The following is a 14,400-nucleotide window of genomic DNA, read 5'->3' as shown; positions in this document are numbered from 1 at the left end:
GAGAAGAATCGCCATCAAGGCGAGACGTGAGGTGCAGTTGACATGGTGGAGCCAATCTTGAACCCATCGGTGAACGCTGAAGCGGTCGGGCATGCGCTCGACTTGGACAGACTGCTGAAGTTGCGTCTGCTGGTCGCACGCTTCGGCGAGATGGACCGAGCCAAATGGTGGAACACCAAAGGGCAGCTAGGGCGCCTCGGAACGGCAGCGCTGCGTCGCGGCTTTCCGCGCACCCACCGATTCGCGCAGGCCCGCGCGGTCTTCGCGGTCGCGGCGCACCGGTGTTCGGAGGTGTTCGACCCGCCGGGCTGCGTCACGCTGTGGCGCTTACCCGAAGCAGTCGAGGAAGCCTTCGATGCGCGCTGGGAGCACTGGCTCGACCACGCCGGCGAGTGGACTCCATTTTTCGAACAGCTCGAAGCCCTCCCGGGCGACAATCTGCTTGCCATCCTGCGGGCATTCGAGGTCGTGAGCGATTCAGACCTCGAAGCCTGCCACAAGCTGCCCCGCTCATCGGAAGGCCGCGCTGTCCCGCTCCCTAGCCTATTCGCCGGTACCGACGCCGATATCGCGCTGCTCGCACTTGGCTTCGCGTGCAGCGAGCCGGCAGCGTTGGTCGTCCCATACGCCCGGAGAGCAGACGCATGACACCAGCTCCGCGCACGAACGTGGCGTCGTCCTTCACCGTCATCAAGGGGGCAATGATCGAAGAAACGTACGCCGTCTTCGCAGCATGGAACTTCGAGCGATCGAAGCGCGAGAATCTCGACCGCCTCCGCGACGAGAACTTCATCGGCGCGAGCACCACCACCTGGCTGCGCGACGTCGCCAAGGTGCTGAACCGCCGCTTCGATCCCGCCGACCGCGACAAACCCCTCGTCGTGCTCGCGCAGCATGGCTTCCCGCTCGACGAGTGGAAACCGCTCTTGCTCTGGCACATGACGCGCGACGAATTTCTCGTCCGGGACTTCCTCGAAACATGGCTGTTCAGCGTGTACGAAGCCGGGACTTTTCGCATTTGCTCGGAAGACGTCGAGGTGTACCTCGGAGACATCGGCAAGCGCGGGGCAACCACAGAACATGCGTGGTCCGAAACGACCACGAAGCGCGTCGCCGCGGGACTACTGAAGATAGCCGCCGACTTCGGCCTTCTCCGCGGCACGATCACCAAAGAGTTCGCATCGTACCAGTTGCCGGAGCGCAGCTTCCTGTACCTGCTGCATGCGATGCGCGACGAGGAGCTCAGCCCGCGCAAGGTGGTCGCTTCTCCCGAGTGGCGCCTGTATTTCATGCGCCCCGCCGATGTCGAGCACGAGCTCCTCCGGCTCCACCAGTACCGCAAGCTCGACTATCAGGTCGCCGGTAGCCTCGTGCAGTTGACCCTCCCATGCGCGAACGCCCGCGAATACGCAGCAAAGATGGTGGTATGAGCGATCTCGAACACCGCATCAGGCAGAGCCTCGAACCCGTGCTCGAGCTACCGGATCCCCGGCAGCGCATCAGCGCGTACCACGACATGCCGTACGCGTTGTTCCGCTACGACCCGGAGGACGAGTTCGACCTGCGCAAGCAGGTGACGCTGCTCGAGACGCGGCTGTCGCAGAAGGGCAAGCGCGTCCGCCGCATCTCGCTCGCCGAGCGCCTCGACGCTGCCATGCGCCTCCAGCACCCCCTGTCCGAGTGGTTCGACGTCGAGCGCCAACTCGGCACCGACACGCTGGTGGAGACGGTCCACGCCGTGCTTTCGGAGGGCGAAACGACGCTCGTCGATCTCGTCGCCTCCCAGCTCCCGGCAGAAGGCGACCCACTGCGCGACGTCGTTTTCATCGTGCGCACAGGGGCGCTGTTCCCCTGCTATCGAACCTTCTCATTGTTGGAACAGTTGAAGGGGCGCGTCCACGTTCCGACAGTCCTCTTCTACCCCGGCGACCTCGATGGCGCGGCAGGCCTGCGCTTCATGGGCGTGCTCGACGCGGAGCACAACTACCGCCCGAAGATCTTCTGAGAACTACCGACGATGACGACGCCCATCAAGACCATCTTCGCCAACGACATCCACCGTCGCATCGAAGAAGTCATCAAGGTTGATCAGGCCGACGAGGAGATCATCCTCGACGAGATCAATGAGTACGTCGTCACGGGCGCGATTCTGTCGCACTACGCCGATATCTTCGATCGGTACGCAGAAACGCCAAACAAGCCGCACGAAGGCATTGCCATCTGGGTGTCGGGCTTCTTCGGCTCCGGTAAGTCGAGCTTCGCGAAGATGCTCGGCCTCGCAATTGCGAACCGTCGTATTGCTGGGGCGTCCGCGGCCGAACGCTTCGCCCAGCGCGCTGGCGACAACAAGCTCTCGGTGTTGCTTACCACCATCAGCGAGAAGATCCCGACCCACGCGGTCATCTTCGACGTCTCGACGGACCGAGGCATCCGCAGCGGCAACCAGACGCTCACCGAGATCATGTACGGGCTCTTCCTGCAGAGTCTCGGCTACGCGAAGGATCTCGACCTCTCGGAGCTGGAGATCGGCCTCGAGGAGAAGGGCTCGCTCGGCAAGTTTGAGGACGAGTACAAGCGGCTCTTCAAGAAGGACTGGGCCACCGAGAAGGGCAAGGTTGCCTTCGCGCTGTCGGAGGCGAGCCGCGTGCTCCACAGCCTCGATCCCGACACCTACCCGGTGGCCGACTCGTGGGTGAAGGCGGTTAAAGGCAAAGCCGACATCAGCCCGGGCAAGCTCGCCGAGCGGGCGAACGAGCTGATGAAGCGGCGCAAGACCGGCTACTCGCTGATGTTCGTGGTCGACGAGGTCGGTCAGTTCGTTGCCCGCGACATCCAGAAGATGCTCGACCTGCAGGCCGTCGTGCAGCAGCTCGGCGTGAAGGGGCGCGGCAAGCACTGGGTCGTCGTCACCTCACAGGAGAAGCTCGGCGAGCTCGTCTCCGGCCTCGACGACAAGAAGATCGAGCTGGCCCGCCTGATGGACCGATTCCCGCTCCAGGTCCATCTCGAGCCATCGGACATCTCCGAGGTCACGAGCCGCCGCGTGCTCTCGAAGAACGCCACCGCGCAGACCACGCTCGGAAAGCTGTTCGACGAGCACCGCGGTCGCCTCACCGAGCACTCGCGGCTCACCGCCGACATCAAGCTCCCCGGGCTGACGCGCGAGGCGTTCATCGAACTCTACCCGCTGCTGCCGTACCAGATCGACCTCATCATCCAGGTCGTGTCGGGCCTGCGCACGCAGGGCGGCGCCAGCAAGCACGTCGGCGGTGCCAACCGCACCATCATCAAGCTCGCGCAGCAGCTCCTCATCAACCCGGCGGTGAACCTCGCCGACGGCGCGGTCGGCGACCTCGTGCGGCTCGATCAGGTCTATGACCTCGTCGAGGGCAACATCGGCTCCGAGGTGCGCGCGAAGATCGCAGCCATCTCCAAGCTCGTCGAACACCCGCTGGCGCAGCCGGTGGCAAAGGTCATCTGCCTGCTCCAGTACGTGAAGAGCGTCCACCGCAGCGCGGAGAACCTCGCGGCAGCCCTGCACGGCCAGGTCGGCGGCGACTCCCAGCTCGCCTCGGTGAAGGAGGCGCTCCGCGCGCTCGAGGCCGCCCACCAGGTTCGCCACGGTGACGATGGCTACCGCATCCCCACGCCCGCCGAGGACGATTGGGAGCGCCTGCGTAACGGCATCAGCCCGAAGCCTGGGGACTCGCACCGGCTCTACCAGGAAGTGCTCTTGGGCTTCTGGCAGCCGCAGCCCTCGCACACGCTCTTCGACACCAAGACCTTCAAGGCGGGCCTCGCCATTCACGGCCGCGAGCTCACGGCGGGCGACATGATGTTCCAGGCCCATCTCGCCGAAGACGGGAAGGACTTCGACGGCCTCGCCGCCGAGCTGCGCACGCGCAGCCAGCAGGAGCGCAAGCACGTTTTCTGGGCCATCGCGCTCACCGACTCCATCGACCGCGAGACCGTCGAGCTGTTCCGCTCGAAGGAGATGCTCGCTCGCAAGGAGCGCGAGACCAAGGGCGAGGACACGCCCGCCCTCATCGCCGAGGAGCGCGTTCGGCTGCGTCGTCACGGCGACGAGTTGCGTCGCCTGTTCAAGGCGGCGGCGCTCTCGGGCCGCATCTACTTCCGGGGCAACGACAGGAGCCCCAGCGACCGCGCCGTCGACGTCGGGAAGACCGCCGCCGAGGTGCTCGGTCAGGTGCTGCCCGAGGTCTTCGACCGCTTCAAGGAGGCCGCCGCCAAGGCGACGGACGTGAAGAAGGGCACCGATGCGCTCTTCACCGCCGAGAACCTTCAGGGCCTGCCGAGCGTGTTCGGCAGCATCGGCCTCCTGCGCGACGAGAAGGGCAAGACCGTCTTCCGCACCGAGAGCGGCCCGCTCAAGGAGGTGCTCGACCGCATCGAGGAGCGCGCCAACTACGGCGACACCGCGAGCGGCCGCTACCTCACCGACGAGTTCGCGAAGGAGCCGTTCGGCTGGGACTTCGAAGCGGTGCGCCTGCTCGTTCTCTCGCTGCTGCGCGCCGGGAAGATCGAGGCGACCAGCAAGGGGCAGACGCTCGACACCGTCACGGGCGTCGAGGCGCGCGACACCTTCTCGAACAACAACCTGTTCCGGCAGGCCTCGTTCCGCCCCAAGAAGGGCATCGAGTTCGAGGAGCTGGTGAAGTCCTCCGAGGCCTTCAAGGACACCTTCGGCAGTGAGGTGAAAGAGCTGAACGCCGGCGCCATCGTTGCCGAGCTGCGCAAGGAGGTCGCGCGCAACGAGGACACCGTCGCCTCGGCGCTCGGCACGCTCACCGCGCATCGCCTGCCGGGCGGCGCAGTGCTCGACGGCGCCATCGGCCAGATGAAGGCCATCCTCCGGGGATCGGAGGACAACGCCATCGCGACCTTCAACACGAGTCACCGCGCCATCAAGGACGCCATCAAGCGCGCCGTCGAGCTGGAGCAGGTGCTGAGCGACCCGCGCCTCCACGACCTCGAGCGCGCCCGCAAGGCGCAGAGCGGCCTGTGGAGCTTTCTGAGCCAAGAGGCGGACCTCGCCGACGACCTGCGCACGCGCGCGACGGAGCTCGACGACATCCTGCAGCGCGAGACCTTCTTCAAGGAGCTGCCCGCCATCGAGCAGCACACCAAGGCGCTGGAGGTCGAGTACCAGAAGCGCTTCGATGAGGCGCTCGACGACCGCGTCGTCGCGTATACCAAGGCCTTCGACAAGCTGGTGAAGACGCCGGGCTGGAGCGAGATCGACGAGGACCAGCAGCGGCGCCTCGCCGAGCCCTTCGAGCGCGGCACGAAGCGGGACGAGGCCCGTGTGCCGATCCCGCAGCTTCGCGCCGACCGCGACGCCTGCGGCGGCCGCCTCAGCGCCGCCATCGCCGAGCTGCGACGCATCATCGACGGCGAGCGCGTCGTCACCGTGAGCGTCGGCAGCTACTTCGCCGGGGGCGTCGAGACCGAAGAGCAGCTCGAAGCGGCGCTAGACGGCGTGCGCGAGGAGTGCGCGCGCCTCATCGGCGCCGGCAAGAAGGTGATTGTTCAGTGAGCAGGGGTCAGGGATCAGGAGTCAAGAGCAACGGTTACCGAGACCTTCAGGTCTGGGAGAAGGCCATGCTGCTCGTTGAGCAGGTCTATGCGCTGACGGCCTCGTTCCCTGCCGACGAGCGCTTCGGGCTCACGAGTCAGCTTCGTCGCGCTGCCGTTTCGGTCCCCTCGAACATCGCTGAAGGCTACGGGCGTGGTGGTGGCGAGTACCGCCGCTTCGTGGACATCGCCTACGGTTCGCTTTGCGAGGTCGAAACCCAGCTCGAGCTCGGATCCCGTCTCGGTTTCGCCCGCCCTGACTCCCTGACAACTGCCCGTGACCTGGCGTCAGAGGTCGGCCGCATGCTCAACGGCTTGCGCAAACACCTGACCCCTGACTCCCTGAAACTTGAGCCCTGACATGGACAAGGACACACGCAACGCCATCGAACGCGCCACCCAGCGAGCGCGGAAGCTCCTCGAGGAGGACTTCGCCGCCCAGCTCGAGGGCGACTTCGACGTGCATCGAGACGGCGAGGTGGCCGCGAAGGCGGGCAAGCACCTCTCGGCCCGCCAGGCGTTCGCGCGCGAGCGCATCGTCGCCGCCATCGAGCACAAGCGTGCCGCCGGCATGACGGCCGCCGACGCCGCCCGCGACTACCTGCGCGACGCCGCCTTCACGACGCTCAACCGCTTCGTCGCCTTGAAGATGCTCGAGGCCCGAGAGCTGGTGCAGGAGTGCATCACCAAGGGCGAGCAGTCCGGCGGCTACCGCGAGTTCTGCGGCATGGCGCCGGGCCTGCCGCTCTTGCCCGAGAGCGCGGGCTACCGGCTCTACATCGAGTCGCTCTTCGACGAGCTGTCGACCGAGGTGAAGGTCCTCTTCGACCGGCGCGATCCGTCGAGCGTGCTGTGGCCCAAGCGCGCGACCTTCGAGCAGCTCCTCGACATCTTGAACGCCACCGAGCTCGCCCGCGTATGGGGCGAGGACGAGACCATCGGCTGGGTCTATCAGTTCTTCAACGGTCAGGACGAGCGCCGCAAGATGCGCGAGGAGAGTCAGGCCCCGCGCAACAGCCGCGAGCTGGCGGTGCGCAACCAGTTCTTCACGCCGCGTTACGTGGTGCAGTTCCTCACCGACAACACGCTCGGCCGCATCTGGTACGAGATGCGCGGGACGAAGACCGCGCTCGCGGACAAGTGCGAGTATATGGTCCGCAAACCCGGCGAGGAGTTCGCCCCGCGGGCGAAGAAGGACCCGCGCGACCTGCGCGTGCTCGACCCGGCCTGCGGTAGCGGGCACTTCCTGCTCTACGCGTTCGACCTGCTGCTAGCGATCTACGAGGAGGCCTACCTCGACCCGGCGAGCCCGAAGAGCGAGGCGACGGGCAAGGCGCTCGCCGAGGACTACCCGAGCCTCGACGCGCTGAAGAAGGCGGTGCCGGGGCTCGTGCTCGCGCACAACCTCCACGGCGTCGATATCGACCCGCGCTGCGCGCAGATCGCCCAGCTCGCCTTGTGGATGCGGGCGCAGAAGGCGTACCGCGACTTCGGCATCGGGCGCGGTGAGCGCGCACAGATCCGCCGCTCGAACATCGTCGTGGCCGAGCCGCTCGTGGCCGACGACCAGCTCGCAAAGGAGTTCGTGGCGAAGCTGGGCGACGCCGAGCTCGGGCTCGTGTTCACGTCGCTGGTCGAGTCGCTGAGCCTCGCGGGCGACCTCGGGCTCTTGCTGCGCGTCGAGCAGCTCGTCACGCGTCAGGCGAAGCGCGGTCATACCGGCGATCTGTTCGCGCCACCCGAGGAGCGCATCCGCGCCGCGCTCGACCGCTTCGTGCGAGAGGAGGCCGGAGCGACGAACACGCGGAGGAGGCTCTTCGCCGACGACGCCGCGCATGGCGTGGCGCTCCTCACCGTCGCCGAGAAGAAGTTCGACGCGGTCTTGATGAACCCGCCATTCGGCGCGGGGAGCATGCGGTCGAAGAAGACGTTCGACCAAGCATATCCACGGACCAAGAACGACATCTACGCGGCTTTCGTCGAGCGTGGGACGGAACTACTCGTCCCGTCGGGGATGGTCGGCGCCATCACTTCTCGAACCGGCTTCTTCCTCCCGCGATTTCAGCGTTGGCGCGAAGAGGTTGTGTTGAACTGCGCACCGCCCGTCGTTGTGGCTGACCTCGGCTTGGGGGTGATGGACGCCGCGATGGTCGAAGCCGCTGCGTACTGCTTGCAGCTTGGCGGCACGGACCGTCGCTCCCAAACGACCTTCATCCGCGTTCTTGAGGAGCGCACGGACAAGAAGGGTGCGCTGGAGACGGTTCTACGCTCACCGGACCGCGCGCTAGGACGACAGTGGTTCGAGGTCGACCCGAGCGCGTTCGGGGCTGTGACCGGGTCGCCGTTTGCCTATTGGGTGAGCGACGCGCTGCGAGCGGTGTTTGCGCGCCTCCCTAAGCTCGAATCGCAGGGACGCGTTGCGCGACGAGGCGTCAACACGAACGACGACTATCGCTTCCTTCGGCTCTTGTGGGAGGTCAGCGGCGACCATTGGGCCCTGCATGTCAAGGGTGGGCCCTGGTCGCCCTTCCATGCCGATCCACAAATGAAGGTGAAGTGGGGCCAGAGTGGCGAAGAGATGCTTGCGGAGCGCGTAACGACCCGCACGTACAAGTTCGCCATCGTGCCTAGTCGGGAACTGTATTTCCGACCCGGACTTACTTGGACGCGGCGCACGAAGGGAGAACTGTCCATTCGCGCATTGCCTGCCGGATGCATCTTCGGCGACAAGGGGCCTGCTGCGATCGTTGAAGGAGATGACGAAGAAGAGTTGCTCGCCCTTCTCGCCATCAGCAATAGCAAGGCATTCCGATCACTGATCGAGTTCCAGCTTGCCGCGGCGGAGCCGACCGGTCGCGGAGGCGCCGCACGGTCGTATGAGGTCGGGATACTCCAGCGGACGCCCGTGCCGGAGCTTCCTCCTACGGTTCGTACTGAGCTCGGACAGCTTGCACTCCAAGCTTGGAAAGCTCGCCGCGGACTGTCGCTTCGATCCGAGACGTCTCCGTCGTTTGCTGGACCGGCACTCTTGCTCGTTTCCGGCGAAGATCTGGCAGCGCGAACGAAGGCATGGAGCGAGCACGTTGACCAACTCCAACTGGAGTACGCGCGTGTACAGCAGGTCATCGACGAGAAGTCCTTCGCATCGTACGGAATCGGTGCGGACGATCAGTGCGCGATTTCGGCGGGGTTCGGAGCCAGCGAAGAGGAGGAAGAACAGAACGGAGAGGATCCCGGGCAGGAGGACGACGATGGCGACGAAGTCGAGGAGGCCGCAGGCGCAGATTCGTCGGAACTGGCACGTGAGCTGATCGGTTTCGCATTCGGAGTCGTCGCTGGACACTTCTCGGCTCGTGATGCCTCGGCGCCCTCTCAGCAGCCCGACGCTCTGCGTCCCTTCGACGCAGTAGGCACATCCCAACATGGCTCGAGGAAGCGCGGGGTGGTGGGTGTCGATGATCCGGGCAGTACGGAGGACATCACGGGCGCCGTGCTTCAAGTGCTCGACGAGCATATGGGTTCGCGGGCGGATGCCTGGCGCGAGGAGATTTGTCGGGCTGTCTCGGGCTCCGACGAGCTGAGACCGTGGCTGTCCCGGGAGTTCTTCTCCTACCATCTTCGACGCTACTCGAAGAGCCGTCGCAAGGCGCCGATCTACTGGCAGCTCGCGACGCCATCGGCGGGCTACTCGGTGTGGCTTTACCTCCACGCCTTCAGCAAGGATACGCTCTTCCGCGTCCAGAACGACTACGTCGCGCCCAAGCTCGCGCACGAGGAGCGGCGCCTTGAGTCGCTCGCCAGCGAGCTGCGCGACGGAGCGACCGCCGCCCAGCGCAAGCAGCTCGCCGCGCAGGAGGGGCTCGTCGAAGAGCTGCGCGCCTTCCTCGATGAAGTCAAGCGCGTCGCGCCGCTCTGGAAGCCGAACCTCGATGACGGCGTGGTCATCAACTTCGCGCCGCTCTGGCGGCTCGTTCCGCAGAACAAGCCCTGGCAGAAGGAGCTGAAGTCCACCTGGGACGCGCTCGCCGACGGCAAATACGACTGGGCCCACCTCGCGATGCATCTCTGGCCCGAGCGAGTGGTCCCGAAGTGCGCCAAGGACCGCAGCCTCGCCATCGCCCACGGGCTCGAGGACGTGTTCTGGGCCGAGGGCACCGACGGCAAGTGGACCGCCCGCAAGACGCCCATCAAGAGCCTCGACGACCTGGTGAAGGAGCGCACGTCGCCCGCCGTGAAGTCCGCGCTGAAGAGCCTGCTCGAAGCGCCCGCGCCGACGGGTAGCGCTAAGAAGACGCGAAAGGGAAAAGCCAATGCTTGAGTCCATTCACCTGAAGAACGTCGGGCCGGCGCCCGAGATGAAGATGGACCTCGCGCCCCGACTGAACCTCATCACCGGCGACAACGGGCTCGGCAAGAGCTTCCTGCTCGACGTTGCCTGGTGGGCGCTGACGCGCACCTGGGCACGGGAGATGGTGATCCCGAAGCCCGGCGCGAAGGCGGAGATCTTGTACTCATATACAAAGAAGACAGCGGGTGCGTATGCGTTCAAGAGCACCTACGAGCCCGACAAGATGCGCTGGACGGTGAAGGCAAGCCGTCCACCGATTCCAGGAGTGATCCTCTACGCGCAGGTCGACGGCGGTTTCTCGGTATGGGACCCAGCACGAAACTACTGGACGCAGGACGCGCCGGACCGGCCTAACGCTTTTCTTTTCACTTCTGAGGCCGTCTGGAAAGGGAACAGATACTGCAAGGGGCTGCTCGATGATTGGGCGCTCTGGCAGGCCGGCAATGACCAGTCTTTCCAGGTACTGAAGCACGTTATCGAGACGCTTTCTCCGTCGCACAGCGAGAAACTCGTCCCAGGCGACTTGCGGAAGCTCACCATCGACAATCCACAGCGCTACCCGACGCTGCGCATGCCCTATGGCGAAGACGTTGCGATCATTCACGCCTCGGCGGGAATGCGTCGCGTGATCGCGCTGGCCTACCTGCTGACCTGGGCGTGGCAGGAACACGTCGAGAGCACGAGGATTCGAGGGGACAAGCCGGCCCGAGAGATCGTGTTCCTCATCGACGAGATCGAGGGGCACCTGCACCCCCAGTGGCAACGCCGCATCGTGCCCGCACTGCTCAAGGTGATGGACGCTCTGACGGGCGAGCACGGCTCGAAGGTGCAACTCATCGCCGCGACGCACTCGCCGCTCGTCCTCGCGTCGCTGGAACCGTTCTTCAATGCCAATGATGACGCGTGGTTCGACCTCGACCTCGAGCAACGACAGGCCGTGCTCAGGAAGCGCCCCTACGTGCGTCACGGCGAGATCGGCAACTGGCTCGTCAGCGAGGCATTCGATCTGAAGGAGCCCCGTTCGCTCGAAGGCGAGCAGGCCATCGCTGCGGCGCAGGCGATACTCGATGCACCCGCGCCATCCGCGAAGGAGATCGCGCAGGCAGATCAGGGGCTTCGCAAGGCAGGCCTGCCGGACATCGACCCGTTCTGGGTACGCTGGGGCTATTTCATGGAGCAGCACCGGGCGCCTTCGAAGCGCACCTCGACTGGGGACAAGGGCAAGGGGGGGACGAAACCGTGATCCCCGTTGTGCTTGCACCCGAGCCTGCAGGCTTCGACCGCATGGTCCGCCAGCCCGGTCGCGCGGCGATCGACGAACTGGTGGGGCGTACGCCGCCCGGCAAGCGTCGCGGCCGGCGTCGCGCGCCGGTGGCCGACACCGAGTCGAACATTCCTGCGGACAAGTTCCCGCCGTTCTGGCGCAAGGCTCTCGACGGCATGATGCAAGCCTATGAACAGCGCTGCGCCTATCTGGCGATGTTCATCGAGGACACCGGCAACCCGACCGTCGACCACGTCATCCCGAAGTCGCAGGCATGGAGTCTCGTGTACGAGTGGTCGAACTACCGGCTGTGCGCGGGCATCGTGAACTCGAAGAAGGGGGAGCTGCTGGGGTTGGTGGATCCGATCGACGCGGAAGTCGGCTGGTTCGAGCTCGACCTCGCGAGCTACCGCATCGTGCGCGGGAGGCCGGCACCCGAGGCACAGCATCAGAAGATCGATGCAACGTTGGAGCTCTTGAACCTTCGGGACTGCTGGCGGCAGCGGCAGCGCTACGTCGAGGACTACTGGCTGGGGCCTGATGCCGGGGGCATCTCCTTGTCGTATCTCAAACGTCGTGCTCCGTTCATCGCATCCGAACTCCGGCGGCAGGGACAGCTCGTGCGAGGAGACGCCTGATGCACGCGCTTCACGACTACGTGGCGAAGCAGCTCGCCGACAAGATCAAGTCTCGGCGTGTCGTCGTCTGGTACGACGAGCGCGGTGAGTTCCGACCCTTCGTCGATGAGGTGCGCGGTGGCCCGCGCGCGGCGAGCGAGCCCGTGACGGTGGGCGTCGCCGGCATCAAGGCGAGCCTCGCCGAGTACGCGGGCTCGCTGTTCGAGCTGCGCGCCGTCGTCGAGCCGCTGGTGAGCGGAGACACGCCCGACTCGGTGATCATCTACGTGCCGGGCATCGCGCGCGACCGCCGCGCGTCGGTGCTGATGGAACAGGAGAAGGCCGGCACGACCTGGGAGCCGCAGCTCAAGCAGCTCGCCAAGAACGTCCTGCTCCAGAAGTACACGCTCGGCGTCGTCGACGAGATGCTGCCCTTCGACCGCAAGGTCTCCTATGAAGACCTCGCGCGCGCGGCCGCCGGCAACGCCGGCGCGGAGCCGCCGTCGATCTTGAAGAGCATCTTCCACGACGCCAGAGGCAACGACGGGCTCCTCACGGCGTGGCTCGTGAGCGACGCGCGGGACGCGGAGATCGTCAGCAAGGAGGCGACGCGCGAGCTGATCAAACTCGTGAAGGCGCGGCTGGGGCTCGACCTCGCTGCAGACTCACCGCTCTCGAAGCTGCGCGCCATCGTGCTGCGCTACGTGCTCGCGGGCGAGTTCCGCCTCGACCTCTCGTGTGACGCGCCCGCCTCGCTCGACAGCGTCGCGAAGCCGCCCACGAAGGACGAGGAGTCGGCCGTGCGCGAGCTCGCCCGGCGCCTGCGCACCGGCCACGCCGACACCTACGCGGCGCTCGCCGACCGCGTCGAGGAGGAGCTCGGGCTCAAGAACGCGAAGTTGCCCTCCGGCGCGCTCGGCGCCATCGACACGTTCCGCTTCGAGGAGCGCGCGCTCCTTCGCCACGCGGGCGACCTTATCTCGAACGGCAAGTTCGGCGAGGCGCTCGCGCTCGTTGCGAACCGAGAGCAGAGCTTCTGGCTTGACCGAGACGTCAGCCGGAAGGCCCAGTGGGAAGCGAGTCGGCGCATGGCCGAGCTGGGCAACGTCGCGATGGAAGTGCGAAAGGCCGTCAACATGACCTCGGGAGACCCTGCCGCGTGGCTCGATGCCTACGTGTCGAAGGACGGGTGGTTCCGCCTCGACCAAGCGCAGCGCCGCCTCGAGGCCTGGGTGGCGAACCTCGACGAGGAACCCGAGGAGCGCCCGCTCGGCGTGGTCCGGCGCGCCCACGAGGACACGTGCCACGCGATGGCGGAAGGCTTCACCAAGGCGCTCGTGAAGGCCGGGTGGACCGTGCCCGGGGCTCTCCACCAGACGCGCGTCTGGAGCGAGATCGTCGCTGACAAGCCCAAGCCCGTCGCCTACTTCCTCGTCGATGCGATGCGCTACGAGATGGGCGTCGAGCTCGCCGAGCGCTTGCCCAAGACGTCCGAGGTTTCCGTGCGCGCCGCCGTGGGCGCGCTGCCCAGCATCACGCCCATCGGCATGGCCGCGCTGCAGCCCGGGGCGTCCGCGAGCTTCTCGGTGGTGGAACAGGGTGGCAAGCTCGGTGCTCGCATCGACGACAGCTTCCTGCCCGACCTCGCCTCTCGGAAGAAGCACGCGGCCGCGCGTGTGCCGAAGCTGGTCGACCTTGCGCTCGACGAACTGTTGAGCCTCCAACCGTCGAAGCTCACGAAGAAGCTCGATGGTGCGCAGGTGGTCGTGGTCCGCTCGCAGGAGATCGATCACGCCGGCGAGACGGGCTTCACCTTCCAGGCGCGGCAGGTGATGGACACGGTCATCGACAATCTCGCGCGCGCGATTCGCAAGCTCGCGGCGACGGGCATCGAGCACGCGGTGGTCAGCGCCGACCACGGCCACCTGTTCTTCGCCAACGACCGCGACGAGTCGATGCGCACCGACGCCCCCGGCGGGAACACGGTGGAGCTGCACCGGCGCTGCTGGATCGGTCGTGGCGGGAGCACGCCGCCAGGATGCGTGCGCGTCACAGCTTCCGCTCTTGGCTACGCATCCGATCTCGAGTTCGTCTTCCCGGCGGTCTCCGGTGTATTCCGAGCGGGCGGCGACCTTGCCTTCCACCACGGCGGGCCATCGCTCCAGGAACTCGTGGTGCCTGTGCTCACGGTACGCACGCGGGCCAGGGAATCCGCCCCCCCTTCCGCCGGACCGATCGCGGCGTCTGCGCTTCCCGATGTGGTCACGAACCGCATCTTCAGCGTGACGTTCACTTTCGGCGGGAGGCAGATGATGCTCGACGCGACGGACATCCAGGTCCGCCCTTTGCTGGTAGCCGCGGGAAGGCAGGTCGGGGCCGTCGGAATGGCCGTCGACGCGCAATTCGATCGAGCAAGCGGGTGCGTGAGGCTCGAACCGAACAGTCCGGTCACAGTCGCGTTCCTGCTCAACGACGAAGACGTGGTTTCGCTGCGCGTCGTGGTGCAGGACCCGGCGACCGACGCGGAGCTGTACCGATCGCCCAATGACATCCCAGTTCGACTTGGAGTGTAAGCC

Annotated in this window: 9 protein-coding genes; all 9 read left to right on the top strand. The window is 66.1% G+C overall.

Going from position 1 to position 14,400, the window contains the following annotated elements; translation table 11 throughout:
* Nucleotides 1-57 precede the first annotated feature (57 nt).
* From EV699_RS02490 to EV699_RS02450, 9 genes are read left to right on the top strand one after another with little or no spacing between them, the layout of a single operon-like run.
* On the top strand, nucleotides 58-648 hold the full coding sequence (locus EV699_RS02490) for a BrxE family protein (protein ID WP_243662533.1): 591 nt from the start codon (nucleotides 58-60) through the stop codon (nucleotides 646-648).
* Entirely contained in the window at nucleotides 645-1,430 is a 786-nt protein-coding gene (locus tag EV699_RS02485) for a BrxA family protein (protein WP_132538619.1), read from the top strand. The genes EV699_RS02490 and EV699_RS02485 overlap by 4 nt, the downstream gene beginning before the upstream one ends.
* The gene (locus EV699_RS02480) at nucleotides 1,427-2,005 is read left to right on the top strand and encodes a BREX protein BrxB domain-containing protein (RefSeq protein WP_132538617.1); all 579 of its coding nucleotides are present in this window, start codon (nucleotides 1,427-1,429) and stop codon (nucleotides 2,003-2,005) included. Before EV699_RS02485 ends, EV699_RS02480 begins: the two co-directional genes overlap by 4 nt.
* Nucleotides 2,006-2,017: 12 nt before the next feature.
* On the top strand, nucleotides 2,018-5,557 hold the full coding sequence (gene brxC, locus EV699_RS02475) for a BREX system P-loop protein BrxC (protein WP_132538615.1): 3,540 nt from the start codon (nucleotides 2,018-2,020) through the stop codon (nucleotides 5,555-5,557).
* Nucleotides 5,554-5,955 carry a four helix bundle protein gene (locus EV699_RS02470; RefSeq protein WP_279389393.1) on the top strand — a complete coding sequence of 134 codons (402 nt, stop codon included), beginning with the start codon at nucleotides 5,554-5,556 and terminating at the stop codon, nucleotides 5,953-5,955. Before brxC ends, EV699_RS02470 begins: the two co-directional genes overlap by 4 nt.
* Nucleotide 5,956: 1 nt before the next feature.
* The gene (gene pglX, locus EV699_RS02465) at nucleotides 5,957-9,913 is read left to right on the top strand and encodes a BREX-1 system adenine-specific DNA-methyltransferase PglX (protein ID WP_132538611.1); all 3,957 of its coding nucleotides are present in this window, start codon (nucleotides 5,957-5,959) and stop codon (nucleotides 9,911-9,913) included.
* A complete protein-coding gene (locus tag EV699_RS02460; protein ID WP_132538609.1) occupies nucleotides 9,906-11,186 on the top strand; it encodes an AAA family ATPase in 1,281 nt (426 codons plus the stop codon). The genes pglX and EV699_RS02460 overlap by 8 nt, the downstream gene beginning before the upstream one ends.
* On the top strand, nucleotides 11,183-11,845 hold the full coding sequence (locus EV699_RS02455) for a hypothetical protein (RefSeq protein WP_132538607.1): 663 nt from the start codon (nucleotides 11,183-11,185) through the stop codon (nucleotides 11,843-11,845). Before EV699_RS02460 ends, EV699_RS02455 begins: the two co-directional genes overlap by 4 nt.
* Entirely contained in the window at nucleotides 11,845-14,397 is a 2,553-nt protein-coding gene (locus EV699_RS02450; protein ID WP_132538605.1) for a PglZ domain-containing protein, read from the top strand. Before EV699_RS02455 ends, EV699_RS02450 begins: the two co-directional genes overlap by 1 nt.
* The last annotated feature ends 3 nt before the right edge of the window (nucleotides 14,398-14,400 follow it).

It is taken from the genome of Plasticicumulans lactativorans (assembly GCF_004341245.1).
GTDB lineage: Bacteria > Pseudomonadota > Gammaproteobacteria > Competibacterales > Competibacteraceae > Plasticicumulans_A > Plasticicumulans_A lactativorans.
Note: the sequence above shows the minus strand (reverse complement) of the source record. Positions and strands in the feature narration are given on the sequence as shown.

Excerpts from the sequence above, each read along its gene's own strand:
- EV699_RS02485 (WP_132538619.1), top strand. The coding sequence starts at position 645 with ATGACACCAGCTCCGCGCACGAACGTGGCGTCGTCCTTCACCGTCATC.
- EV699_RS02480 (WP_132538617.1), top strand. The coding sequence starts at position 1,427 with ATGAGCGATCTCGAACACCGCATCAGGCAGAGCCTCGAACCCGTGCTC.
- brxC (WP_132538615.1), top strand. The coding sequence starts at position 2,018 with ATGACGACGCCCATCAAGACCATCTTCGCCAACGACATCCACCGTCGC.
- pglX (WP_132538611.1), top strand. The coding sequence starts at position 5,957 with ATGGACAAGGACACACGCAACGCCATCGAACGCGCCACCCAGCGAGCG.
- EV699_RS02460 (WP_132538609.1), top strand. The coding sequence starts at position 9,906 with ATGCTTGAGTCCATTCACCTGAAGAACGTCGGGCCGGCGCCCGAGATG.
- EV699_RS02450 (WP_132538605.1), top strand. The coding sequence starts at position 11,845 with ATGCACGCGCTTCACGACTACGTGGCGAAGCAGCTCGCCGACAAGATC.